Origin of the sequence: Hyphomonas oceanitis (assembly GCF_036964545.1) — a bacterium.
GTDB lineage: Bacteria > Pseudomonadota > Alphaproteobacteria > Caulobacterales > Hyphomonadaceae > Hyphomonas > Hyphomonas oceanitis.
Genome location: NZ_JBALTL010000002.1, coordinates 136,968 through 160,813, shown reverse-complemented (window position 1 = coordinate 160,813; position 23,846 = coordinate 136,968). Strand labels below are relative to the sequence as shown.

The 23,846-nt window shown below is 61.5% G+C and carries 33 protein-coding genes and 1 riboswitch; of the genes, 22 read left to right on the top strand and 11 right to left on the bottom strand.

The features are described 5' to 3' along the window. Positions 1-41: 41 nt before the first annotated feature. Entirely contained in the window at positions 42-677 is a 636-nt protein-coding gene (locus V7651_RS05600; protein ID WP_199285880.1) for a YiaD family glycine zipper/OmpA-like lipoprotein, read from the bottom strand. Between the two features lie 184 nt (positions 678-861). On the opposite strand from V7651_RS05600, the gene rlmN reads away from it, so the two are divergent. After that, positions 862-2,031, top strand: coding sequence for a dual-specificity RNA methyltransferase RlmN (gene rlmN, locus V7651_RS05595; RefSeq protein WP_335612526.1), 1,170 nt, complete (start codon positions 862-864; stop codon positions 2,029-2,031). Positions 2,032-2,078: 47 nt separating this feature from the next. On the opposite strand, the gene V7651_RS05590 is transcribed toward rlmN, so the two are convergent. Together V7651_RS05590 and V7651_RS05585 are read right to left on the bottom strand one after the other, a co-directional pair. After that, positions 2,079-2,729, bottom strand: coding sequence for a hypothetical protein (locus V7651_RS05590; RefSeq protein WP_335612525.1), 651 nt, complete (start codon positions 2,727-2,729; stop codon positions 2,079-2,081). A 100-nt stretch (positions 2,730-2,829) separates the two neighbouring features. Then, positions 2,830-4,110 (bottom strand): serine hydrolase domain-containing protein, encoded by a 1,281-nt coding sequence (locus V7651_RS05585; protein ID WP_335612524.1) that lies wholly within the window; start codon positions 4,108-4,110, stop codon positions 2,830-2,832. A gap of 72 nt (positions 4,111-4,182) precedes the next feature. Here V7651_RS05585 and V7651_RS05580 point away from each other — a divergent pair, with 72 nt between their 5' ends. Beyond that, positions 4,183-4,557 carry a ParB N-terminal domain-containing protein gene (locus tag V7651_RS05580; RefSeq protein ID WP_335612523.1) on the top strand — a complete coding sequence of 125 codons (375 nt, stop codon included), beginning with the start codon at positions 4,183-4,185 and terminating at the stop codon, positions 4,555-4,557. Between the two features lie 11 nt (positions 4,558-4,568). On the opposite strand, the gene V7651_RS05575 is transcribed toward V7651_RS05580, so the two are convergent. Continuing rightward, positions 4,569-4,748 (bottom strand): hypothetical protein, encoded by a 180-nt coding sequence (locus tag V7651_RS05575; protein ID WP_035537671.1) that lies wholly within the window; start codon positions 4,746-4,748, stop codon positions 4,569-4,571. A gap of 162 nt (positions 4,749-4,910) precedes the next feature. Between V7651_RS05575 and V7651_RS05570 the strand changes: the two genes are divergently transcribed. The 6 genes from V7651_RS05570 to V7651_RS05545 all read left to right on the top strand — a co-directional run bounded on the left by V7651_RS05570 (position 4,911) and on the right by V7651_RS05545 (position 8,960). After that, positions 4,911-5,687, top strand: coding sequence for a phosphodiester glycosidase family protein (locus V7651_RS05570; RefSeq protein ID WP_335612522.1), 777 nt, complete (start codon positions 4,911-4,913; stop codon positions 5,685-5,687). Between the two features lie 59 nt (positions 5,688-5,746). Then, complete coding sequence (locus tag V7651_RS05565; protein ID WP_035537669.1) at positions 5,747-6,127, top strand: DUF2065 family protein; 381 nt, start codon at positions 5,747-5,749, stop codon at positions 6,125-6,127. A 6-nt stretch (positions 6,128-6,133) separates the two neighbouring features. Then, positions 6,134-6,535: a hypothetical protein gene (locus V7651_RS05560; protein ID WP_335612521.1), complete on the top strand. Its 402-nt coding sequence runs from the start codon at positions 6,134-6,136 to the stop codon at positions 6,533-6,535. 91 nt (positions 6,536-6,626) lie between these two features. Continuing rightward, positions 6,627-6,983 (top strand): ArsC/Spx/MgsR family protein, encoded by a 357-nt coding sequence (locus V7651_RS05555; protein WP_335612520.1) that lies wholly within the window; start codon positions 6,627-6,629, stop codon positions 6,981-6,983. Between the two features lie 86 nt (positions 6,984-7,069). Next, entirely contained in the window at positions 7,070-7,930 is an 861-nt protein-coding gene (locus tag V7651_RS05550) for a hypothetical protein (RefSeq protein ID WP_335612519.1), read from the top strand. 34 nt (positions 7,931-7,964) lie between these two features. After that, positions 7,965-8,960, top strand: coding sequence for a hypothetical protein (locus tag V7651_RS05545; RefSeq protein WP_335612518.1), 996 nt, complete (start codon positions 7,965-7,967; stop codon positions 8,958-8,960). Between the two features lie 9 nt (positions 8,961-8,969). On the opposite strand, the gene V7651_RS05540 is transcribed toward V7651_RS05545, so the two are convergent. Then, entirely contained in the window at positions 8,970-9,395 is a 426-nt protein-coding gene (locus V7651_RS05540; protein WP_335592279.1) for a winged helix-turn-helix transcriptional regulator, read from the bottom strand. A gap of 108 nt (positions 9,396-9,503) precedes the next feature. Here V7651_RS05540 and V7651_RS05535 point away from each other — a divergent pair, with 108 nt between their 5' ends. The 3 genes from V7651_RS05535 (at position 9,504) to V7651_RS05525 (ending at position 12,308) form a co-directional block, all read left to right on the top strand. Next, on the top strand, positions 9,504-10,262 hold the full coding sequence (locus V7651_RS05535) for an SDR family oxidoreductase (RefSeq protein ID WP_335612517.1): 759 nt from the start codon (positions 9,504-9,506) through the stop codon (positions 10,260-10,262). Between the two features lie 91 nt (positions 10,263-10,353). Next, complete coding sequence (locus V7651_RS05530) at positions 10,354-11,079, top strand: hypothetical protein (protein WP_335612516.1); 726 nt, start codon at positions 10,354-10,356, stop codon at positions 11,077-11,079. 101 nt (positions 11,080-11,180) lie between these two features. Further along, positions 11,181-12,308: an acyltransferase family protein gene (locus V7651_RS05525; protein WP_335612515.1), complete on the top strand. Its 1,128-nt coding sequence runs from the start codon at positions 11,181-11,183 to the stop codon at positions 12,306-12,308. Between the two features lie 7 nt (positions 12,309-12,315). Here the strand turns inward: V7651_RS05525 and V7651_RS05520 are convergent, their stop codons facing one another. Continuing rightward, complete coding sequence (locus V7651_RS05520) at positions 12,316-12,771, bottom strand: SRPBCC domain-containing protein (protein WP_335612514.1); 456 nt, start codon at positions 12,769-12,771, stop codon at positions 12,316-12,318. Further along, the gene (locus tag V7651_RS05515; protein WP_335612513.1) at positions 12,761-13,123 is read right to left on the bottom strand and encodes an ArsR/SmtB family transcription factor; all 363 of its coding nucleotides are present in this window, start codon (positions 13,121-13,123) and stop codon (positions 12,761-12,763) included. The genes V7651_RS05520 and V7651_RS05515 overlap by 11 nt, the downstream gene beginning before the upstream one ends. Before the next feature lie 104 nt (positions 13,124-13,227). Beyond that, a riboswitch (TPP riboswitch) is annotated at positions 13,228-13,326 on the top strand. On the opposite strand from V7651_RS05515, the gene V7651_RS05510 reads away from it, so the two are divergent. The 3 genes from V7651_RS05510 to thiC all read left to right on the top strand — a co-directional run bounded on the left by V7651_RS05510 (position 13,322) and on the right by thiC (position 16,019). Then, positions 13,322-13,708, top strand: coding sequence for an MmcQ/YjbR family DNA-binding protein (locus V7651_RS05510; RefSeq protein WP_335612512.1), 387 nt, complete (start codon positions 13,322-13,324; stop codon positions 13,706-13,708). It overlaps the preceding riboswitch by 5 nt. Beyond that, the gene (locus V7651_RS05505) at positions 13,705-14,127 is read left to right on the top strand and encodes a DUF1801 domain-containing protein (protein WP_335612511.1); all 423 of its coding nucleotides are present in this window, start codon (positions 13,705-13,707) and stop codon (positions 14,125-14,127) included. The genes V7651_RS05510 and V7651_RS05505 overlap by 4 nt, the downstream gene beginning before the upstream one ends. Further along, complete coding sequence (gene thiC / locus V7651_RS05500) at positions 14,124-16,019, top strand: phosphomethylpyrimidine synthase ThiC (RefSeq protein WP_335612510.1); 1,896 nt, start codon at positions 14,124-14,126, stop codon at positions 16,017-16,019. The genes V7651_RS05505 and thiC overlap by 4 nt, the downstream gene beginning before the upstream one ends. Before the next feature lie 42 nt (positions 16,020-16,061). Here the strand turns inward: thiC and V7651_RS05495 are convergent, their stop codons facing one another. Continuing rightward, positions 16,062-17,042 (bottom strand): hypothetical protein, encoded by a 981-nt coding sequence (locus V7651_RS05495; RefSeq protein WP_335612509.1) that lies wholly within the window; start codon positions 17,040-17,042, stop codon positions 16,062-16,064. A 381-nt stretch (positions 17,043-17,423) separates the two neighbouring features. Between V7651_RS05495 and V7651_RS05490 the strand changes: the two genes are divergently transcribed. The 4 genes from V7651_RS05490 to V7651_RS05475 all read left to right on the top strand — a co-directional run bounded on the left by V7651_RS05490 (position 17,424) and on the right by V7651_RS05475 (position 19,858). After that, positions 17,424-18,734, top strand: a complete 1,311-nt coding sequence (locus V7651_RS05490; RefSeq protein ID WP_335612508.1) for a JmjC domain-containing protein — start codon at positions 17,424-17,426, stop codon at positions 18,732-18,734. Between the two features lie 4 nt (positions 18,735-18,738). Next, positions 18,739-18,909: a hypothetical protein gene (locus tag V7651_RS05485; protein WP_335612507.1), complete on the top strand. Its 171-nt coding sequence runs from the start codon at positions 18,739-18,741 to the stop codon at positions 18,907-18,909. 124 nt (positions 18,910-19,033) lie between these two features. Continuing rightward, on the top strand, positions 19,034-19,246 hold the full coding sequence (locus V7651_RS05480) for a hypothetical protein (RefSeq protein ID WP_335612506.1): 213 nt from the start codon (positions 19,034-19,036) through the stop codon (positions 19,244-19,246). Positions 19,247-19,258: 12 nt separating this feature from the next. Next, positions 19,259-19,858, top strand: a complete 600-nt coding sequence (locus tag V7651_RS05475; RefSeq protein WP_335612505.1) for a Fic family protein — start codon at positions 19,259-19,261, stop codon at positions 19,856-19,858. A 181-nt stretch (positions 19,859-20,039) separates the two neighbouring features. Here the strand turns inward: V7651_RS05475 and V7651_RS05470 are convergent, their stop codons facing one another. From V7651_RS05470 to V7651_RS05460, 3 genes are all read right to left on the bottom strand, one after another. Then, positions 20,040-20,591, bottom strand: coding sequence for a hypothetical protein (locus V7651_RS05470; RefSeq protein WP_335612504.1), 552 nt, complete (start codon positions 20,589-20,591; stop codon positions 20,040-20,042). 205 nt (positions 20,592-20,796) lie between these two features. Then, the gene (locus V7651_RS05465; protein ID WP_335612503.1) at positions 20,797-21,168 is read right to left on the bottom strand and encodes a hypothetical protein; all 372 of its coding nucleotides are present in this window, start codon (positions 21,166-21,168) and stop codon (positions 20,797-20,799) included. A 67-nt stretch (positions 21,169-21,235) separates the two neighbouring features. Continuing rightward, positions 21,236-21,565, bottom strand: coding sequence for a YkgJ family cysteine cluster protein (locus tag V7651_RS05460; protein WP_335612502.1), 330 nt, complete (start codon positions 21,563-21,565; stop codon positions 21,236-21,238). Between the two features lie 182 nt (positions 21,566-21,747). Between V7651_RS05460 and V7651_RS05455 the strand changes: the two genes are divergently transcribed. The 4 genes from V7651_RS05455 to V7651_RS05440 all read left to right on the top strand — a co-directional run bounded on the left by V7651_RS05455 (position 21,748) and on the right by V7651_RS05440 (position 23,846). After that, positions 21,748-22,260: a hypothetical protein gene (locus V7651_RS05455; RefSeq protein ID WP_335612501.1), complete on the top strand. Its 513-nt coding sequence runs from the start codon at positions 21,748-21,750 to the stop codon at positions 22,258-22,260. After that, entirely contained in the window at positions 22,223-22,639 is a 417-nt protein-coding gene (locus tag V7651_RS05450; protein WP_335612500.1) for a VOC family protein, read from the top strand. Before V7651_RS05455 ends, V7651_RS05450 begins: the two co-directional genes overlap by 38 nt. Before the next feature lie 73 nt (positions 22,640-22,712). Next, a complete protein-coding gene (locus V7651_RS05445) occupies positions 22,713-23,192 on the top strand; it encodes a DUF4262 domain-containing protein (RefSeq protein ID WP_335591920.1) in 480 nt (159 codons plus the stop codon). Between the two features lie 42 nt (positions 23,193-23,234). Beyond that, entirely contained in the window at positions 23,235-23,846 is a 612-nt protein-coding gene (locus V7651_RS05440; RefSeq protein WP_335612499.1) for a glutathione S-transferase family protein, read from the top strand.

Here is a 23,846-nt window from a genome sequence, read left to right as displayed (position 1 = left end):
CTGACGGGCGTTTCGTAACTCTGGCCTTTTCAGGCTGCAGATCAGCTTTCGGTGATAGGCGTCAGGATGATCTCGACGCGGCGGTTGGCGCGGCGGCCAGCTTCGGTCGAGTTGTCGGCGATCGGCTGGGTTTCACCCATGCCATAGGCCTGAAGGCGAACCGGGGTTACACCCTGATTGATCAGGTAGGATTTGACCGAATTGGCGCGGCGCTCGGACAGGGCCTGGTTATAGGCATCATCACCATCGGAGCTGGCATGGCCAACAATGTCGACAGCCGTCGACGGATAGTTGACGATCGTGTTCGAGACATCGTTGAGCGACTGGTAGAAGCCCGGCAGGATTTCTGCGCTGTTCACGTTGAACGTCACGTTCGATGGCATGGTCAGGGCAATCTGGTCGCCATTACGGGCCACTTCGATGCCGGTACCGGCCGTTGCGGCGCGCAGTTCGCGCTCCTGCTTGTCCATGTACGCGCCAGCGGCACCGCCGGCGATCGCGCCGACAACAGCGCCGATGGCTGCGTTACGGCCGTCATCACCGCCCGCCAGCGTGCCGAGGCCTGCGCCTGCAATGGCGCCAGCGCCGGAACCGATCAGGACACGGTTGCTTGGGCCGGTTTCACAAGCTGTAGGGATAAGGGCGAGCGCGACTGCGCCAAGAATGAGATGTCTCATGGAGATCCTCCAAATTGCGGGCAGGGTTTTTTTAACTCAGCCCCGTTGATAAGCGTTCAATACGCGTGAACCGGGCTTTCGGTTGCGCGTGTGGCAAATTAAAGGCTGCCACATTAACTTCCGTCCATAATGCCCTGCCGCCGACGGTTTCTGCGCCGGTCAGCCCATGCTATAGCGCGATTTCATGACAATCACACTCGATCTCTCTCGCAAGCCCGACCAGCCCCAGGGCCAACGTTCCCTGGCCGGAATGCCCCTCCCTGCGCTGAAGGCAGAGCTTGAGGCCATGGGGCTCGATCCCAAGAAGGCCTCCATGCGCGCCAAGCAGATTTCGCGCTGGAGCCAGTATTTCGGCGCCACCAGCTTCGAGGGCATGACCGATATCGGCAAGGAGCTGCGCGCAGAGCTCGCCGCATGCTTCACGCTCGACCGCCCGGAGATCGCCGATCATCAGGTCTCGAAGGATGGCACCCAGAAATGGCTGTCGCGCTTCCAGCCCGGCGTTGAAGGCGAAAGCGTCTACATTCCCAGCGTCGGCATGGATGGCGGGGCGCTCTGCGTGTCCTCCCAGGTCGGCTGCACACTGAACTGCACCTTCTGCCATACCGGCACACAGGCCCTCGTGCGCAATCTCACCGCGCAGGAAATCACCGCCCAGGTCATGATTGCCCGCGACGCGCTCAATGAATGGCCCTCCTCCATCGAAGCACGCAACCTCACCAATATCGTCTTCATGGGCATGGGCGAGCCGCTCTATAATCTGGATAACGTCGCCGCCGCCATCGACACGATCTCGGACGGCGACGGCATTTCCATCGGCCGGCGCCGCATCACCGTCTCCACCGCCGGCGTCGCCCCGAAAATCCCCGAGCTGGGTGAGCGCACAAACGCCATGCTCGCCATCTCGCTGCACGCCACCAATGACGACCTGCGCAACGAGCTGGTGCCGATCAACCGCAAGTACGACCTGCAAATGCTGTTCGAAGCGATCCGCGCCTATCCGGGCAGTGGCAACTCGCGCCGCGTCACGTTCGAATATGTCATGCTGAAAGGCATCAATGACACGCAGGCCGAGGCGCGCGAGCTTGTCCGCCTGCTGAAGGGTGTGCCTGCCAAGATCAACCTGATCCCGTTCAACCCCTGGCCGGGCAGCCCCTATGAATGTTCCGACTGGGAAACCATCGAAGCCTTCGCCGAGATCGTGAACCGGGCCGGCTATGCCTCCCCCATCCGCACCCCGCGCGGCCGCGACATCGACGCCGCCTGCGGCCAGCTCCGCTCCGAAAGCGTCAAGAAATCCGCCGCCGAAAAACGCCGCGAAGCACTGGAAGCCGCCGCTTCGCCGGAGGCGTGAGGGCGGGATGGCCAGAGCCGTGAGAGCCGCCTCCAGCCCTTACGGGTCTAACCGTAAATCTGTTTGTACGTCTTAGTAGCGAACTCGATCAACAGAATATTATTGTCTTTGATACTCTCGCGGATGTGATCCGCCTCGATTGCCATCATATCCTTCAAGTGCTTCAAAACCATAGGGTTATCCCAATTCCATGTTGGAGAAGCGACGCCAGCTACAAACGCTTCAATGCGTTTGAAGTGCCATGTGAGCATCTCTACAGCTTCCTGACACTGCCCATAGTTGTCAAAGTTAAACACTTGTCCCTTCGCCGCCAATGACCTTAGCTTTATTACTGAAGGCCGGGCTTCTTGGAGGGCATCTAGCCAGCGTTCCTTGTCGCGGGCTCCATTGCTTTTGATGTACGCGATTGCACCTTTGACGTCTCTGTCTTCCCCATCTATCGGCGCGTAGCTTATCATTCCGATTTTTGCGAACTCCATGAGTGTGACCGGCTTGGACATCTCGGCTGTGTAGGTGTGAGCGGCTTCGATTAGAGCATCAATGAACTCGGCCTGCCTCTTTGCCTTGTCCTGCCGTTGCCAGTTCCTCAACGCCAAGAACGCAATGATCGCTGTCGTGATGGTCGCAAGCGTCCTTATGACCTCAAGCCAATTGACGCTGGTGATGGCTTCGAATGACCAGACAAGTTCATCGCACATTGAGTTTGATCAGCACTAAGGTTGTGTTGAACCAATGGCGGTCAACTTGTTCCTTCCTCAATGTATGGATTCGCAGCCACCTGCCACTGCGCGCGGATCCTCACCTCCGCACCAAAACGACACCGCCAACAATAATCACCAGCGCGCCTGACGCAAATACGATCAGGATGCGGCGCAGGTCGAACAGCACAATCGTATCCAGCCCCACTTTGCCCGTCTGCCAGTGGAGCCATTCGCCGCCGATCTCGCTGGCCAGCGTGGCATTGCCCGATGAGAGCACGATCAGGCCATTGCCCTTCGCCGGGTCGAGGCGCGCCGTGGTGTTGATGGCCGGGAAGTTGCTGCCATCATGGCCGATGACAAATCCCCCTGCCCCGTTCGGCGCATAGAGGGATTCGCCAAGGCCCCAGACCGGCAGGCTATAAACAAACGCCTCCGGCGCGGCCATCGCTGCCAGCGTCTCCGGGCTCAGCACACCGCGCCCCGGCACAGCGCCGGGCGCCGCCACCTGCGCCTCCAGAAACCGTGTCATGTCAGCCACCGACGTATAGAGCGACGCCGCTCCCGTGGCGGTGAACCTGTAATGGACCGCCTCTGATCCGTCCGCCGCATAGATCTCCGCAAGATGCTCCGGATCGGGATCAACAAAGGTCGACGCGCTCATCCCCAGCGGCGCAAACACCGCGCGGCGCATGTAGTCATTGAACGCCTCGCCCGACACTTCTTCGATGACCAGCTGCAGGACAAGATACCCGCCGCCCGAATAGCGCCATGTCCCGTCCGCTCGCGCGCCGACGCGCACAACACCGCTCCGGCCGGGATAGGCGTCCACCGGGTCGGTCAGCTCATCCACAATGGACGGCAGGTCCACATCCGGGCCAAAACCGAGAAAGCCGAGCCCATCCGTCAGGCCCGCGCTATGGCTCAGCAAGCGGCGCACCGTCACCTGATCATTGTCGAACGCGCTCTCCGGCAGCTGCCAGCGCGTCAGATAGCGCGAGACCGGGGCATCAAGGTCCACACGCCCGTCCTCGACAAGCGTCATCACGCCCCACGCCGTCAGCCATTTGCTGACCGAAGCGACCTGAAAAAGCGACTCCGCATTCACCGGGCGCCCATGCGATGCAAACCAGCTGCCTGACGTCTGCCCGCCTTCCAGCAGAACGATGGCCATATTGCCCTCGGACTCCGCCGCATATCGCCCCTCAGCCCAGAGCAGGAACGCCTCTGCATCCCCCCGCTCCGCCACCATAGGCCGCCACCACCCCTCACGCGCACCCACAGCCACCACCATGGCCCAAAGCCCGAGCGCAACCATAACCGCCAGAATGATACCCAAGACGCGTTTCATCCAGTCATTGCGACCATTTCCGAAGACCATCGTCAATCGTTGGACCGTAAGGCCGTCAGCCTTTAGAGTTACGATGACCTGACAAGCAGGGTGAGAGAACACATGCGCAAGCAGTATCACTTCAGGCCCAGCCCCGATGGGTTCTACGCGTGGGATGTTGACCGACTGGTCCAATTGTCTGGACCGCTTGCGCTGCAAGCCGTGGGACTCGAGCAAATTGCCGAGCTGGACGAAGCCTATTGGTTTTCAGCAGGCAACATCCCTTCGTGCCGGAGCATCGCCGAGCATTTTAAACTCATGATGGCGGCAGACCTTCAATACCCCATCATCCTCTGCGCGGAGGGGCGACTCATGGATGGCATGCACAGAATCACGAAAGCCCTCGCTCTAGGACAAAAGACAATTCCAAGCGTCCAGTTTGAAGAAACCCCAGAGCCGGATTTCACAGACATCCAACCGCACGACCTGCCCTATTGACCCGCCCCCGCCTAGCGCAGTTTCGCAATCTTGAGCTTGTCCAGCTTCGCGCGCGTATGGATCGATTCCTCGCTGCGCGTCATCGCCTTGCTGATGGCTTTGAGCCCCATGCCTTTCTTGGCCAGCGTGTGCAGCTTCTGCACCTCGTCGGTTGTCCATGGCTGGCGGTGGCGTTCGAATTTCTCGGCCATGGCGGCCTCCTTCTGGCAGGGCCGCACCATTGGGGCGGGGCTGGCCGCAGCCTAGCCCACACCGTCCGCCAGCGCGACCCTTCCCCGGCATCCCAAACGCCCCACAGAATTCTGCGCTTTGCCTGTCTGGAATTTGCCACGAACGCCCGCTAGCGTTCCCGAATGGTCCACGAATACCCCCGGAAGCCCCTTGGAATACTCCTCAGCGCCCTCGCGCTGGCCCTTCTTGTCGCCTGCAAGCCCCCAGCCGCGCACGCCTGCAACCCGGTCACGTTCGATGCCACGCCCTACACGGTCTGCGCCTATGATGTCGCGACAACCGACATACGCCTCTTCCTCACCCATCCGGACGGCGCACCCTATGCCCAGTTCGACCGGCTGCGCGACACGCTCCAGTCAGACGGATACGCCCTCGCCTTCGCCATGAATGGCGGCATGTATCATGACGACCGGCGCGCCGTCGGCCTCTATGTCGAAGACGGCGTCCAGCAGGCCCCGCTGGTCAAATCGGCCGGTCCCGGCAATTTCGGCATGCTGCCCAACGGCGTCTTCTGGTTAGACGATGGTGCAGCAGGCATTACAGAAACCAATGCCTATGCCACACGCTTCGATGCCGCCCCGCCGCGCTATGCGTCCCAGTCCGGCCCCATGCTCGTGCTGGACGGCCAACTGCATCCGGACTTCAACGAGAACGGCCCCAGCAAGAAACGCCGCAATGGCGTCGGCCTCAGCCCGGATGGACAAACGCTCTACTTTGCCATCAGCGACACAGCCGTAAACTTCCACAGCTTCGCCCGCCTCTTCCGCGACCAGCTCGGCACGCCCAATGCGCTCTATCTCGACGGCGTCGTCTCGCGCCTCTACGCGGCCGACCTCCAGCGCGACGAACCCGGCCTCGACCTCGGCCCCATCGTCGCCGTTGTCACGGACGCGCCCTGACACAATTCGGCCCTGCGCCAGACCTATGCTAGGCTAAGGTCAATGCAGGAGCCTGCGCCATGATTGCCGACACGGTTTGCGTCATCTTTGGAATCTATGCCCTCGCCGCAGGAACCGGCATGGTGATCGAGCCTGCCCGCGCGGGCCGCCTGCTTGCCGCCTTCGAGAACAGCCCGGAAGTGGCTTACGTCACCGGCGCCTTCATGTTCTTCCTTGGCGCGGGCGTGCTCGCTTTCACTGACGGCTTCAGCACGGTCACGCAGGGCATCAGCACATTCATCGCCGCCGTGATGGTGGTGGAAAGCCTGCTCCTTCTCGCCTGGCCAAAGCCCATCCTCGCCCTCGGCCGCTGGATGATGCCGGAGGACGACCATGTGCGCGGCTTCGGCCTTGTCACCATGGCCTTCGGTTTGGTTATCGCCGTGCTCGGCACCATATAGGGACCCATGACGATCAGACATTTCACGAAAAACATGGCTCTCGTGCTTGGCGTCCTCGCCGGAGCGCTTCAGGCGACCGGTGAAGGCCAATGCAGCGATCAGAACGCATCCATAATCGAAAGTGCGCTGGAATCCCGGCTTGAGGCCGAATCCAGTGCTGTTGTCTGGATGAGGAACAACAAGAAATTTGAGCTGAACAGCTGTCTCGCCTCGGGCGATGGCAATGAAGGCGAGGGCACGCTTTCGTTTACCGGAGCGGACGGCGCCGCGTATTGGGTCAAAGGGCGCGCCAGGCTCAACCCGGGTGGAAAAATCGTCTCAAACGAATTCATTGATGCCAGTAACAGCTTCAAAACCCTCGCCATCATGAAGGCGGGCGCGATGGCCGCCGGTGCCGGCGGGGGCTGATGGCGGGTGGAGCCGCGTCATCCTCCGCTTGCATTGCTTCCGGAATTCGCCTCTTTTTGTCCGCTGAATATGCATAGAAAGACGCGTTGAAATGTCCAATCCGCCCCTGACGCTTTACGGCCTGAAGAATTGCGACACATGCAAGAAGGCCATGCAGGCGCTGACGGCGGCTGACCATGAGGTCGCCTTTGTCGACATCCGCGAAGAAGCAGACCTGCCCGCCCGCGTCCCCGCCTGGCTGAAGGCTGTCGGCGCCGAGGCGCTCGTCAACCGCCGCTCCACCACATGGCGCGGCCTCACCACCGACCAACAGGCCAAGGCCCTCGGCGACGGCGCCGCCGCGCTCCTCATCGAAAACCCGACCCTGATCAAGCGCCCCGTCATAGACACCGGCGCCGACATCCTCGTCGGCTGGACCAGCGGCACCGAGCAGGCCCTGCAGAACTGACGCTGCCCACGGCCTGCCATCCCCTCCAGGGGTCATGACGTCCGCCCGCGCCGTGGCTAGGATTGCGAGAAGGAGAGCCATGACCCATGCTTCGTTTCGCTTTTGCTGCCGCCCTGTTCGCGCTTGTCACCCACGCCCCAGCTAGCGCCGAAGAGGCCGCCGCCTGCCCGGCCCGGACCGAGCAGAACCTCTATAATCTCGGCTACCAGGTTAAGAGCGGTCTCGAACACGATACGGTCAAAGTATTTCAGTACGCCGCGGCAGCGGTAGACCAATGCTCAGACCGGACTGACGTGAATGGCCTCGCCGTTCCGCTGCTTGATGCGGTGGCAAAAGCATTCCCGCCAGGTGAATCCCAGCTGGTTGCCCTCTCCAAAGCCTATGAAGCCGTGATCAACAATGGCCGCGCCTGGCGAGTCGAGATTCCGAGCGTTACGATTACCCTCCCCGATGGCAGCGCGAGCCAGGTCGATACCTACAGCGCGGTCACCGACTATCATTACAAGTCGATCATACCCCAATTGCTGACGCTAGCCGATGCCGGGACCGTCCACCCGATGTTCACGGGCGCGCCGCTCGCAGAATGCCCTTTCCCGCCAAGTGCTGAGGACCGTGTGCTGAAAGAGGCGAAAGCTCTGCGCGATGCGGCCGAGAACCGCTGGGATGGCGAGGTCACTTTCGCGACCAATCGCCTGCGGGCCCTGCGCGATGCCTGCGATTTTCTCCGTCCCCGGCTGACATATGAACTCGGTGAGCTTTATGCCCATGCCGCCACAGAGCAGCACACGATGACCCATAACGAAAAGGCGGTCGAACTCGCGGGACATGCGGTGACCGAACTCGAAGACTTCATGACCTATGCCGGTCTCGAGCCGCCCCTTGCAGACTGGAAATTTAACGTGCCAGCCGACATTGCAAACATGAAGAAACTTATCACTGACAACTGACCGCGCCGCCAACGCCGCCACCCCGGAACGCCCCATGACCCACCCACTGACCCGCACGCTTTTCTCACTCGGCCTCACGGCGCTGGCGACCTGCCTGCCAGCCGCCCATGCCGCGCCCGATGGCACCTGCCCGGCCGATGCCGAACAGCAGCTCTATGACATGGAAACGTCCATCCGGCAGGGCACGCAGAAAGACCCCGTCGCGATTGTCACAATGGCAGAATGGGCGATCGAAACCTGCCCCGACCGGCCTGACGCGCAGGCGATCGCCGCCACGCTGATGAGCGCGGCCGTACGCACGACGAATGATCTGGATGTGCTGGACCGCTACATGACGGTGATGCTGACGGCGATCCGGCAGAGCGACTATGCCTGGAATACCAAGCAGGACCCCAGTGTCCTCAAACAAGCCGATGGCAGCGAAGCCAGTTACTTCGGCTATAGCACCGCCACCGGGGTACTGACCGGAACGGCCCTGCCCTATCTCACCGCCATGGCCGGATCGGGCCGTATCCACCCCGCCATTTCCGGTGAACCACTCGGCATATGTCCCTATGCCGACCATTCGGATAGCCGACTTGAGAGTGAAGTCAGCCTGTGGGACAAATCCATAAAGGGAAAAAATGGCGATCCCATTTTCACATGGGCCGAGAACCGCCTTACAGCGCTGCACGCCGCCTGCCCCACCCATCGGCACGACCTGGATTTCTACCTCGCCCGCCTCTACGGCCAGGAAGTCGAAACCCTCACCCACTGGAACCACAATTACATGGAGGCGATGAATTACGGCAGCGGGGGCTACTACTGGTCCAACGCCTTCGCCGGCGATCCCATCTTCAGTGAAGAAAAGATGCAGGTGAAGAAGGCCGAACTGGACGCCAAGGCCCGCCCGCTTGCGGAAAAAGCCAAGCCCTATCTCGCCGCATTTTTCTACACACAGCCCGGTGAGGACCGGACTTTCGACACAAAACTGGATGCAGCAAAGGTCTGGCGAGACGCAGTCGAAAAGCTGGACGCCGCGCCGGAGTAGCGCGCGCGCCTACTCCCGCGTATCAAACGCCTCGCGTGACACTTCGATCTCTTCGAGATGGCGCTCGGCCCAGACCCAGACGCCGCAAAAGGCCGCGCCAAGGCTCTCGCCCAGCGCCGTCAGCGCATATTCCACCTTTGGCGGCACAACCGGATAGACCGTCCGCGTCACCAGTCCGTCGCGTTCCATCAGGCGCAGTGTCTGCGTCAGCATCTTCTGGCTGATGCCTTCAATCGCCCGCCCGATTTCGGAAAAGCGCATCACACCCTTTTCGTTCAGCTCCTCCAGGATCAGCATGGTCCACTTGTCGGCCACACGTCCGATCAGCTCATTGACCAGTCGGTCCACCTTGGGGTCGGTCTCCGGCGAGGGCGTATCGAGATGATGCTCCGCCTCGGCAATCTGCGCCGGTGTAAACGATGAAATGCCTGCCATGACGCATACTCTCTTTTTGGTAAGTATAATTCTTTCAGGTGCCTTCTTACGCAAAGAGAGCATGTCACCATCTTCAGCTCAACACCGCTGAACACAAGGAGCCATGCGATGAAAACCAAAGGCAACACGATCCTGATGACAGGCGGCGGGTCCGGCATTGGCCGCGAACTCGCCCGCGAACTCCACGCCCTCGGCAACACGGTCATCGTGGCAGGCCGCACATCGGCCAGCCTCGCGGAAACCATCAGGGATCGCGACGGCATGCACGCCCGCACACTGGATGTAAGCGCCCCCGATGACATTGCCCGCTTTGCTGCGGAACTGGTGAAAGACTTCCCCGCCCTGAACACGCTGTTCAACAATGCCGGCGTCATGGCCAAGGAAGACTGGCTGGCCGATCCGGTCGACCTCACGATCACAGAGAACACGATCACCACCAATCTCCTCGGCCCGATCCGCCTGACGGCCGCCCTCCTGCCCCACCTGCGCGCCCAGCCCGTCGCGCGGGTCGTGAACGTCACGTCAGGCCTCGCCTATGTGCCGCTGGCTCACACACCCGCCTACAGCGCCTCAAAGGCCGGCATGCACGCCTGGACACAGTCGCTCCGCTACCTCCTGCAGGATACGAATGTCGAGATGATCGAGCTCGCCCCGCCCGGCGTGCAGACCGATCTCACCCCCGGCCAGTCGACCCGCGAAGTCTACATGCCACTCAAGGATTTCATCGCCGAAACAATGGAAAGCTTCAGCATCGAGGACACACCCGATGAAGTCGCCGTCGAGCGCGCCAAGATGCTCCGAAGCGCCGAACGCGAAGGCCGCTTCGACCAGACCTTCAAGATGTTGAACGACAGCTACCAGGGCTGACCCATATGCGGGCGGGCGCGCCAAGAGGCCGCGCCCGCCCGCATTGACCCAGGCGCTCCGCTATGGCCCAAGGCGCCGGATCGGAGCGCCCATGTCAGATGCCATCAGCCTGTTCGTCTCTTCCCGTTTCAACGGGCCACCGGGCATGGGCAATGGCGGCTTCTCGGCCGGCCTTGCCGCGCAGCTGATTGATGGCCCGGCAGAGGTTTCCCTCCGCGCGTCCGTACCGCTCGACACGCCCCTCAGTCTCGTGCCCACGCAAGGCGAGCACGCATACGAATGCCGACAGGGCGACCAGATTGTCATGACAGCCAGCCGTGCTGCGCCGCTTGCGCCCCTGCCATCGCCGCCGCCCTCCCTCGCGATCGCCCGCAAGGGCCGCGACCATTATCCCCCGGTCGAAACGCATGCCTTTCCGGCCTGTTTCGTCTGCGGCCCCGCCCGCGCAGACGATGGCCTCTGCATCTTCACGGGCCAGCCGGATGGCTTCGACGGCGTTGCCGACACATGGACGCCGTCTGAGGCCTTTGCAGACAAGACCGGCCAGATCAGGCGCGAAGTTCTCTGGGCCGCGCTGGACTGCCCCGGCGCCTTTGCCATTGGCTTTGAGGACAGGCCCATGGTGCTCGCCCGCATCATCGCCGAGATCCACGCGCGCCCCCGCGCCGGCGAGGAGGTCATCGTCGCCGCCTGGCACCTCTATGATGAAGGCCGCAAGCACGGCGCCGCCACGGGCCTGTTCTCCGCAGACGGCACACTGCTCGCCCAGTCCGAACAACTCTGGATCGACCTGAAGCCCCCGGTGACCGCCGCCTGAGCCCGCCCGGCTCCGCCTTTCACTCCGTCACAATTCACGCTAAGCGTCGCTGCGTCCGGGGCGCCCAAGCCCCTGAGCTGGAGGGCTCTCCGAGTTGCGCAATGACGATGCCTGAGCTCCACTCCACCCCGGCCAGACCAACGCTGGACAGCGTGCAGGCGCTAAGGGGGCTGGCCGCCGTGATGGTGGTCTTCTTCCACGCCCAGACCGCAGAACTCGCCCCGGGCATCTGGGCGCGCGGCTATGCCGGTGTCGACCTGTTCTTCGTCATATCCGGTTTCATTCTCACCTATGTCTCGCGCGACTATACCCGCGACCTGCCGACCGTCGCGCGCTTCCTCTATGCGCGCGCCACGCGGGTCTATCCCCTCTGGTGGGTCTTCGCATTGATCCTGCCGCTCTATTTTCTCGTCACCTATGGTGCGCCCCTGCCGCCCGATCAGTCCGCCCTGATCACCAACCCGCCCGCCTATATCCTGAAATCCCTGCTGCTCTGGCCGCAGTCGGAAATGCCGGTGCTGAAAGTCGGCTGGACACTCATCCACGAGCTATTCTTTTACATGATCTTCAGTCTCGCACTGCTGTTCAGGCGCTCGGCCCTGCCGGTCCTGCTCATCGTCTGGGCGGGCCTGACACTGCTCGGTTCCTGGCTGGTTCAGGGCGCAAACCTGGAGAGCCCGGTTCTGGCGCTCGCCACCTCGCACCTGACGCTGGAATTCATCGCCGGGGCCTTTGTCGCCCTTGCGGTGACGCACCGGCTTCACATCCAGCCACGCATCATCCTCCTGCTGGGATTGGCCGGACTTGTCGCTGCGCTGGTTCTCTACACGACTCCCACGCCAAGGTCGCTGCTATGGGGCCGGGTGGGCGTCTTCACCCTGCCCTGCTGCGCCCTGCTCTATGGAAGTGTCGTGATGGAGCAGAACCGGGGCCTGCGCATCCCCGGCTGGTGCGTCGCGCTCGGCAACTGGTCCTACGCGCTTTACCTCGTGCACACGATCATCATTCTCGGCCTGCAGCGTCTCTCGCGCGAAGCAGGCCTCAGGCTCCCGGAAGGCTGGAAAACCTGGCTCGTCTATTCAGAGCCGGGCATCGTCGGCAATCTGGTCTTCGTCCTCGCCATCTTCGCGCTCAGCATCCCCGCTGCTGCCTTGGCGCACATCTATATCGAACGCCCACTGCTGCAGCTCACACGGAAAGTCATGCAGCGCCCCGGCGCGGCCGCCTGAGCCCGCCTTACGCCACGAGCGTTCCCAGGCGAAGCAGCGCGCTCTCCCAGCCTTCCTGCACCCCTGCGAGCAGGTCAGACCCGTCCACGGCCAGTGTCTGCAGCGTGAGGACCAGCCGTGTGCCCGGCCCGTCCGGCAGGAACTCCGCCGCGACCAGGCTAACACCTTCCAGGGCCTCAAGGCCCGCGATACTCTCTGTGTAGATGATCCGGCTGTCAGGCACGATGTCATGGTATCGCGCCCGCACGATCGCGATCGCCTCCTCGCCCATTATGCAGCTTGTCACATCCTCTCCGTTCACGGAAAAATCTTCAGCATCAAGCCTGAGATCGATTTCATCGGACGGCGAGCCCCAGATGCGACGCTTCTCCGGATCGGCCCAGGCGTCGAACACATGCGCCGGGCTGACGGCATAGGTTCGCTCCATTGTGACTGTGTCGTGGCGGATCGTGTCATGGCTCATGTCTGCTTGCCTTCTTGTCAGGTGTGTCGAGAAAATTGCCCAGCCGGTCGAGGCGCGCGGCCCAGGCCTGCTGGTATTGCGTGATCCAACCATCGAGTTCCGCCAGTCGCGCGGTCTCCAGACGGCACCGCCGCACCCGGCCCTGCTTGCGCGTTGACACGAGGCCGGCCGATTCCAGCACGCGCACGTGCTGGAGAAAGCTCGGCAGCGCCATGCCATAAGGCTCGGCCAGTTCAGCAATGCTCGCCTCGCCAAGGCTCAGCTGCGCGATGACACCGCGCCGCGTGGCATCAGCGAGTGCCTGAAAGCCTCGGTCGAGGGCGATGGGGTCAGCGGATGAATACTTAGGCATACGCCTATCTATTCCGCGGCCCGACCGAGAGTCAAGTCACTTAGGCAAATGCCTAAGTTTAGACCACACCCCCTTTCAATTCCGGCGCAACCCGCCTATCATTTCAGCCATCCGAGGGGTGTCCGCGATGGTCGCGGGCTGAGAGTTACCCTTTGAACCTGATCCGGCTCATACCGGCGCGAGGGACGGAGGACAGACTTGACGCTCGACGAGTTCACAGCGCATTGCAAATCCCTCGCCCACTCGACCTATGTCTGCCAGTGGGGCGGCTCCCATGTCTGGAAGATCGGCGGCAAGGTCTACGCCATTGCGGGCGACGCTAACGGCGAGATCACCGGCGTCTCCTTCAAGGTCACGCCTATCGCCTTCCATATCCTGAAAGAGCAGCCCGGCTGCCGCGGCGCGCCGCATCTTGCCTCGCGCGGAATGAAATGGATCCAGCGCACCGGCGACGAGACCATGTCCGACGCCGAACTCCTCACCTATATCCGCGACAGCTACCGGCTCGTCGCCGCCGGCCTCACCAAGAAACTCCAGAAAGAACTCGGCCTCTCGCCCGCCGTCCCGAAAGGGTTTCCGTCATGAGCAAAGGCGCCCTCGCCGCGCCAAGTGTGGAAGACGCCTTTGACGCTTTCCCGCCGCCTGCGCGCACCTACCTCCTGAAGCTACGCGATCTCATCCGCGCCACCGCGCAGGAGACACAAGGCGTCGGCCCGCTCACCGAAACCCTGAAATGGGGCGAGCCCGCCTACCTCACCAATGCAACCAAGAGCGGCACCACCATCCGCCTCGGCTGGAAGCCCGCCGCGCCGAACACCGCCCAGCTCCTCGTCCATTGCTCCACCACGCTCGTGAACGACTGGCGCGAACGCTACGCCGACACGCTCGCCTTCTCCGGCACGCGCGCCATCGACCTCGATATCACCGCGCCCCTGCCGCGCGCCGAACTCGCCCATTGCATCGCAATGGCCCTCACCTATCACGCAAGAAAGCCAGCCAAATGAACAAGCCCGCCGACCAGTCCGCCTTCGAAACGCCCACCGTCACCACGGGCCCCCTCCCCGCCAGCCGCAAGGTCTATTCCCATCCGCTGCCGGACCTCGCCGTCCCGCACCGCGAGATCGACCTTCACCCCAGCGCGAACGAGCCGCCCGTCGCCGTCTACGACACGTCCGGCCCCTACACAGACCCGTCGGTCACCATCGACGTGGAAAAAGGCCTCGCCCGCGACCGGCGCGAATGGATCCTGGAACGCGGCGGCGTCGAGGAATACGAAGGCCGCCATGTGAAGCCGGAAGACAATGGCGGCGCCAATGGCAAATACCTCGCCCGCGAATTCCCCGTCCGCCACAAGCCGCTGCGCGGTCTCGATGGCCACATGGTCACGCAATACGAATTCGCCAAGGCCGGCGTGATCACCAAGGAAATGATCTACGTCGCCACCCGCGAAAACATGGGCCGCGCTGAGGCCCATGAGGACGCCGCCGCCACCATTGCCGACGGCCAGAGCTTCGGCGCCCATATTCCCGAATTCATCACGCCGGAATTCGTCCGCGACGAGATCGCCTCGGGCCGCGCCATCATCCCCGCGAACATCAACCATGCCGAGCTTGAGCCGCAGATCATCGGCCGCAACTTCCTCGTGAAGATCAACGCAAACATCGGCAACTCGGCCGTCACCTCATCGGTGGAGGAAGAAGTCGACAAGATGGTGTGGGCCATCCGCTGGGGCGCCGACAATGTGATGGACCTCTCGACAGGCCGCAACATCCACAACACGCGCGAATGGATCCTGCGCAACTCCCCCGTCCCCATCGGCACCGTGCCGATCTATCAGGCGCTGGAAAAGGTCGACGGCGTCGCTGAAAACCTTACCTGGGAAATCTATCGCGACACGCTGATCGAACAGGCCGAACAGGGCGTCGACTATTTCACCATCCACGCAGGCGTGCGCCTCGCCTATATCCACCTCACCGCCAACCGCGTCACCGGCATCGTCTCGCGCGGCGGCTCGATCATGGCGAAATGGATGCTGGCCCACCATAAAGAGAGCTTCCTCTACACGCACTTCGAGGAAATCTGCGACATCATGCGCAAGTATGACGTCTCCTTCTCCCTCGGCGATGGCCTGCGCCCCGGCGCCACGGCCGACGCCAATGACGCCGCCCAGTTCGCCGAACTCGAAACCCTCGGTGAGCTGACGAAAGTCGCCTGGGCCAGGGGCTGCCAGGTCATGATCGAAGGGCCCGGCCACGTGCCGATGCACAAGATCAAGGTCAACATGGACAAGCAGCTGCGCGAATGCGGCGAGGCGCCCTTCTACACGCTCGGCCCCCTCACCACGGACATCGCCCCCGGCTATGACCATATCACGTCCGGCATCGGCGCCGCGATGATCGGCTGGTTCGGCACGGCCATGCTCTGCTATGTGACGCCCAAGGAGCATCTCGGCCTGCCAGACCGCGACGACGTCAAGGTCGGCGTCATCACCTACAAGCTCGCCGCCCACGCGGCAGATCTCGCCAAGGGCCACCCGACCGCCCACCTGCGCGACGATGCCGTCTCCCGCGCCCGGTTTGATTTCCGCTGGGAAGACCAGTTCAACCTGGCGCTGGACCCCGAAACCGCCCGCGACTTCCACGACCAGACCCTCCCCAAGGAGGCCCACAAGGTCGCCCACTTCTGCTCCATGTGCGGCCCCAAATTCTGCAGCATGAAGATCACGCAAGAAGTCCGCGACTACACCGCCGGCCTCTCCGACAACGAACGCGCCGACCTCGAAAAACAAGCCGCCGCCGCCCGCGCCGGCATGGCGGAGAAGAGCAAGGAATTCATGGACAAGGGCGGCGAGATTTATCTCTCGGAGAGTGGAGAAAAGCGCGAGGCGATTGATTAACCGAAGGGAAGTCGAAGGGGCATGAGGCCACTGGCCAAAATTTTATATGGAGCTTGATGGAACTACATCATCGTCAGTCAAAACCACCATTTCTCCCTTTATGTCGAGCTTATCAAATAAATCGAGCCCAAACCTGAAGAGCGTGCGATATGAGTTGTGCATAATGTTTAGCGCGTCTCTAGCTCCGGGCTGATTCCATTCTCCAGCTTTCTCCAAGAGCAACTCATCTTTACTAGGAGGAATACTGCTGTCATTCCGAAATTTAAGTATTTCTGAGGGGTCACCAGGAATCAAAAATTCCAGCTTTGGAATTCGGCGCCCCGACCATTCCATCTCACATAGACTCCAATGCCCCAATGCCCCTCTCGCCCCTATAGGAGCATTGTGAACTATTAAATCGCGGTAGAGAGATGTTTGCCTAATAGAATAAGGACCTTCACTAACAACGATATCCCTGACCCACCGCTCAATACTACCGGGCTCCTTTGACTTGAATTTTTTAATCGCAGAGTTCGCGGTAGTTACGGTATTTTCCGATCCATCAGCAAGTACACCGGAAAGCTCGCAAAGATAGTCTCTAAGCGTTCCAAAGTCGAAAAGCGCAGAATGAAGTGAGAGTATTAGCTCATTTTGCCAAAGATCCTGATAGGACTTGGGTTGGAGGTCGTCTTTTAACGCCCTTGCACGAAGCGCCTTATAGTACACTTCATGTACTTCCCTTAAACGAGCGTCACAGATGAGTGTCTGGATCGATATCCTACTTAGGACATCCCATGCCTGCATCTTATCGCGGTTCAGTGCCCACGTAGAACCTTGAGACGCTCGCAATTGGAGGTCTTTTCCTAAAAAGCCATCACCAAGAAAAAATGAATGCCATTCGGGCGGTCTAACCCCATTCGCAGTATCGGGATCGGATATAAATTCACACCCGATTGGAACCAAGCCGATCATATCGCAAATTTTGTAGAGATGACCAAATTCTCGAATCTTGAATTGGCCAGTTGGTCGATCAAGTCCGATCATGACCCTACATATTTCGTCTTGCACCCAATTGGCCACCTTTGTCCCACCCAAACATCTCACAGTTCGGTCGGTAGCTGGCCAGTTGCTCATAAATTTCAGGTCGGTCTGATGGGATTCCATTAGCATTTCCAATTGGTATTTTTATGCAAATAATCAGCACTTTAAGAAATTTAGCAAGCAAGCGTAGGGTGGGCCCACGCGGAGCGATACCCACCGCTATTACGCACCGCACACATCGCTTGGTGGGTTACGCCTTCGGCTAACCCACCCTACGGGGTCCCGCCTTGCCGCCGCCCCCCACCCCCGCCTTGAGCCCCGCCCTGATACCGTTTACGTCTAGGCCTCGGCTCAACGTAAGGTAATCGCGGCGGCGCATATCCCATGACCCAGACAGACTTCAACGCCCTGCTCGGCCCCGGCGCGCCTGATGAGGCCGCCCCGCCCGCGCCCCTCACCGGCCGCGAGCTGGAGGCGCTGCTCAGCCCCCTCACGCCCGAGGCCTTCGCCACTGACTATTTCGCCCGCCAGTCGCTCAATGTCGAAGGCCCCGAGAACAAGTTCGCCCATATCTTCAGCTGGGCGCGGCTGAAGCAGGCCCTCGCGCGCGGCGAGACCCTTCAGGACCGGCGCTTCAACCTCATGGCCTCCTTCGCGGGTGGCGAGGCCGATGGCAGCCGCCGCCCCATGTTCGAAGTGCAGATCCCCCAGGTCACCGAGCTGCTGACCGCCGGCGCCACCATCTGCATCACCAATATCCACATGGCCGACCCCGCGCTTGCCCGCTGGGCGCAGGCCCTCCGCACCCAGCTCAACTTTTCCGGCACGGTGGGCGTCAATTGCTATGTCTCGCCCGATGGCGCGGGCCTGCCCATGCACTATGACCGGCGCGTCGCCACCACGCTGCAAATCGCCGGCCGCAAGCGCTGGACCTTCTCCACCGAGGCCGCGCGCCCCTGGCCCGACGCCAACGCCACGTATAAGGACGGCCAGATCGTCTCCGCCGCCGCAGACCCCGGCACGCCCCCCGCGGACATGACCTTCCGCACCGTGGAGCTAAGCCCCGGAGACCTGCTCTGCCTGCCCGCCGGCGCCTGGCATTCGGCCCGCGGCGTGGGCGTGTCGCTGGCGCTCAACGTCTATTTCGCGCCCCGCAACCTGTTCGACCAGCTCGCCCCCCTGCTACTGGAATTTGCCAGTGCGAGCGGCCAGTGGCGCGGCGGCCCGCCTGCCACGGTCGGCGCCATTGACGGCCGCATGCCGCCCCCCGTCGCCGCCTATATGCGCGCGCGGCTGGAAGAGTTTTACACGCAGGCCCGCACCATCATCGACAACCCGCAAGGCATGGCGCGCCCCTGGCTCGACGCCCTCACCGACGGCCCCTATACGGGCTGGACGCCAGACCCCGTCCAGCCCCTGCCCCGCGCCACGGCGGAAGACCGCTTCCGCGTCGCCCGCGCCGCGCCCCTGCGCTTCATCGAAACCGGCGACACGCTGGCCCTGCCCTGCGACGGCGGCCTGCTCACCTTCCCCGCCACGCTCGCGCCCATCCTCCGCCGCATGACAACCGAAACCGCCGGTTTCACCCTCCCGGACGTCATCACCTGGCCCGAAAGCGCCACCGCCCCGCCCCCCAAGGACATCATCCTCCACCTGCAAATACTGTACAGGAACGGGCTGTTGGAGATGGTTTAGGGGGATGAAATTCCGCCGCATGAAGATCACCCGGCAAGTCCGCGACTACCCCGCCGGCCTCTCCGACAACGAACGCACCGACCTCGAAAAACAAGCCGCCGACGCCAGAGCGGGCATGTTGGAGAAGAGCAAGGAATTCATGGACAAAGGCGGGGAGATTTACGTTGAAGGGTAGTTCGCAACAAAGTGAACAAAAAAAGAACAACGTTATCAGGTCATTTACCGAATTCCCTCATGAGGGGTATTGCGAAAATGGCGACGCTACATATTGTAATAAAACTAACATGGAGAATTTCAATATGGCTGAACGAAAACCATTCATCAAAGCTATCGAGCCAGATGTCGAATTGGTTGAATTGCTAGCCAAAGCTAAAGATCGCGGCAATGTCACGGACGCTGAACTTCTGGAGCAGCGGATCAGCTTTGCCTATGGCAATGCACCAGAATCAAAAGCCATTACTAAGGAAAGCATTCGCAAAGCATCGAAGCGAATTCGATTAGTAGGGGTTTGAGCCACCCGCCCGATGGTTGTTAGAGAGCAGGACGATCCCGACTTTTTTGCCCGAGTGCAAGAGCAAAACTTGCTCCGGCAATATGATCTTCTGACTAACTGTATCGAGATCGGACTGCGAGGCGGACCAGAGGCATTTGACAAGTATGTGCTGTGGGCGCTGAACCATTCAGCTGTAGCGAACATAACCCAGTCGGCAGGCAGATACCGAGAGGAACCGATCTATGTTGGTTCTCATGTCCCACCACATTTTAAGGATGTGCCAAATGCAATGGACAGGTTCTTCTCATTTATTCATGAAAACTGGCATTATCAAAATCATCCGACGTTAATTCCGGCTTACGCACTTTGGAGACTCAACTGGATCCACCCCTTCGTCGAAGGAAATGGTCGGACAGCACGAGCAGCTTGCTATTACTTAATCTGCGCAAGAAGTGGCGGACTCCTACCAGGTAAGAAGATCGTACCTGAACGTATTCGCGAGAACAGACAGCCATACTATGAAGCGCTAAAGGTGGCGGACAGGGCATGGGTGGATGGGCACTTCGGACTTGAGCCGCTCGCAAATTATCTGAGTGATCTGCTTAAAGCACAGCTAAGAGATGAAGACTGAGCCAAGCAGCGCAAGAAGCATTGAGCGGATCGATGGCGCCATTTTCCTGTTGAAAATTGTGCGCACTTATTCCACATGAAATAATGAGGCCGCTGGAAATGGGGTTGGAATCCCAAACCAGCGGCGCTCGGTCCCCGACTTTCGCCGGAATTATCGACTCCTTGTGGAGGGGGGCCGAATATTAATCTGGCACTGCCATTGCCTTGATAACTGAAGCCAGCTTATTCGCTTCTGCTACAGTTAAATCGAATGGTAGCCCCTGAATTCTCACAATCAGATCGGCACGAATCGGGATGGGCAGTATACTGCTCGACGTGAATCCCGTTTCCTTTGTTGAGAACTGGGTAGCACTCGCCGAGGATGCTTGATCGCCGGCTTCTGATTTCTCGGCTTTTGGCTGCTTCGCCTTTCGCTCTCGAACCTGTGTCGAGGGCCGAAAGCCGAGTGGATTCTCCAAGTACTTCTCAAAATCCTCCAGCGCAGATTTCAGGCGGCTTTGATAGGTTGCTAAGCTCCCCGGCGAATAAGACTGCCCCTTCAGGTTGTGGAAGCGCCGCATCGCGTCATCCAAATCGACAGCGATAACATCCAGCTTTTCTTCGTCTGAAAGAATTTCAAACACCTTGCTGGCAGCGGCCTTGCGAGAACTCGCTGTTGCCGGATTCAACAAGCCTTTCTCTCCCAAGTAGTCGAGAAAGCGCGTAAGCCCTTCCAAAGATCGGTTGTTGCTCATCTTGCAATATCCCACTTGAATTTAATGTCAAATAAGACAATCAAGTCATCTTGTCAAGACTTGATGCGTCAACAATCGTCAAGATGGATTTTTGACGACGAAGAGGGTGCGGTTCCATACGCGTACACGAAGCTCGCTGTTGTCGCGCCTCCAGCGCCCAGAGGATCGTGGCCTAGCCTTCGGCTAGGAATGCAGCTCTCTCAATTCAAACAAACAGCCCCGCCAGCCCCAGCCCTGTCACCAGGCTGAACATCGGGATGACCGGGAAGCGGAGGGGCGAGAGGCCGGATTTCACTGCCGTGAACAGCGCCACGCACACAAAGCCTGCCGCGCCCGCCGTCGCGATGGCGGCATAGTCTGCGTACATGGGGTGCACCGCGCCGACCGCAAAGCCGAGCGCGATGAAGACGGTCGACACCGTGCCGAGGTGCCACATCAGGTAGGCCAGCCATTTGAGGCCCGGCTCCATCTCCACCGTAAGGAAAGGCCGCACGAATTTCGCCCCGCCCAGGAAGACATGGATGAACACGGTCAGCGTCGCCACGCCCGCCGCCGCCCAGAAGAATAGTGCCGTCATCGCCATGGCCTCCCCGCCGTTTTGCAGGAACGCTGTCACGAACACCCGTCATAGCACAAGCGCCGTGTCAGGCCGCCTCGCCCTCAGGTGTGCGCACATTCGCCCCCAATATGCCGTTCGCGCGCCGGGCCTTGCCGCATTCGAAACTGCCCGCCCGGAAGGCACGGCAGGCTTCAGGCCGGTCTTCATACACGCCGCATACGGCCTTTCCATCGGTCAGCTGCAGGTTCACGCAGCGCCCGCACGCAAACTTCACATAGGTCTGCCCGCCCTCGGCGAACAGGCTCTCGGCCGGCAGGCTGCGCGAGGCGTCATAGGGCAACAGGGCAAGGTAGCGCGGGTGCCGGCTGAAACAGCAGGCACCGCAGGAGACGCAGTCATAAGCCGGGTCGGTCATGGAATGTGCTTGATAGCTCCGCCGCCCGTTTGTGCCCATTGCATCAGTCGGCGGCGGCGGATGTTTACGCCTGCGCTCTCCTGCGGACAAGCCCTCATGCACGTGCCGCCGCCTATGGCTTTGCGCGCAGGAGAACCCGCCCGTTCTCCCCACCCCCTCGCCGCGCGCCTATACTGCGCCCCATGACCCCTGAAACCCGCGCCCGCCTCTTTGCTGCCGTGCCCCTCTATCTCTGGCCCTATCTGTGGCTGCAGCTATGGGGCCTCGAGCGCTGGATCCGCGCGAACAAGCGCGACGTGCTCTTCGCCGTCTCGCACCGCACCGGCAAGGTCTACATCACGGCCATCTCCGACGCCCCGGCGCCGGAAGGCCGCTATACCTACACGCCGCCGGAACAGTTCGCATGGGAACGGCTTGCCCTTCCCGTGGCGTCGGATGCGTCCGGGCACGCTCCGGGCATCGTTCGGGCTGTATCCGGGCATCCTTCGGATACCGTTCAGCCCCGACACGTCCTGACGCCCGCCCCTCAACCGGAATTCACGCCTCCCCCGCCGCATGCCCCCAGGGCCTGTGGCCGTACGTGCTGGCAGTTGCGCTTCGCCCGCGCCGCCTTAAGAATACTGCCAGTCCCGCAGCCATTCCGAAGGCCCGCCGCCCATGCCCGTCGCCCCGTTCCACCTCGCCTTCCCCGTTGACGATCTCGCCGCCGCCCGCGCCTTCTATGGCGACCTGCTCGGCTGCCCCGAGGGGCGCAGCTCGCCCGACTGGATCGACTTCGATTTCCACGGCCACCAGATCGTCACCCATCTCGCGCCAGAGGAATGCCGCGCCGCCACCACGAACGCCGTCGACGGCCACGGCGTGCCCGTGCGCCATTTCGGCCTGGTCCTCCCCATGGAAGACTGGGAAGCCATGGCCCAGCGCCTTGAAGGCAAAGTGGAATTCCTGATTGCGCCCTATGTCCGCTTCAAGGGCCAGCCCGGCGAACAGGCCACGATGTTCTTCCACGACCCGGCCGGAAACGCGATCGAGCTGAAGGCCTTTGCCGATATCGGCCAGCTTTTCGCGAAGTAGGCCCCGCCTTAAATCTCGGACATGTAGCCTTACCGCGCTTGACCCCGCGCCCGGCACACGCCGTCATGCCCCCATGGACGCGCCAGACCTCACCGCCGCCGAACACCGCATCCTCTCGAACATCGAGACGCATGGCTGGCACAGCCTGCACGTGTTCGATCCGGAACTGTCGAAACCGAACTTCACCTATTCCATCGGCTTCAGCCACACGTTGAACGCGCCGGAATTCATCGTCTTCGGCCTCCACCGCGACGTGATGCACGGCATGCTCTGGGAAGTGTTCCGCCAGATAAAGGCCGGCCGCAAAGTGGAGGGCGAACAGCACTGGCAAGGCCTCCTCGAAGACCATGACTGTGTCGGCAAGAAAGCCGGCCATCCCAAGCTGTTCACGGACTATGTGCCCTATGCCGACTGGTACTGGCAGCGCCTCGGCCATCGCGGCCATCCGGGCGTCGTCCAGCTCGTCTGGCCCGGCGACCTGGGCGGCCTCTACCCCTGGGATGATGATTGCGCCGAAGCCGTGATCGACGCGCAGCCCCAGCTCTGGGTCTGACGCCCCTTCCCCGGCCTGCGTCGCGGGTCTACAGTCCTCCCCATGATCCTTTACGACAGCACCCGTGCCCCGAATCCGCGCCGCGTCCGCATCTATCTCGCCGAGAAGGGCCTCCACGTGCCTGTCGAGCAGGTGGACATGATGGCCCGCCAGAACCGGCAGCCGGATTTCCTCGCCAAGAACCCTGTCGGCGGCCTGCCCGTGCTGGAGTTGGACGATGGCAGCTGCATTTCGGAAAGCGTTTCCATCTGCCGCTATTTCGAGGAATTGCACCCGACCCCGCCCCTCTTCGGCACCGGCGCCAAGGGCAAGGCCATCGTCGACATGTGGCTGCGCCGCGTCGAGCTGAACCTGATGTCGCCCATCGGCATGGTCTGGATCCATGGCCACCCGCTGACGGCAAAGCTCATCCGCCAGATTCCCGAAGCCGCCGCGCAGAACCGCGCCCGCACCGCCATCGGCTACAAATTGTTCGACGACCAGCTGGCAAAACACGCGTTCATCGCAGGCGACACCTATACCGTCGCCGATGCCGTCGCCCTCGCCACCTATGATTTCGGCGCCGGCCTTGTCGGCGTGCCCCCGGAAGAGAGCCTTGTGCATCTCAAACGCTGGCATGCCGCCGTATCCGCCCGGCCCAGCGCAAAAGCCTAG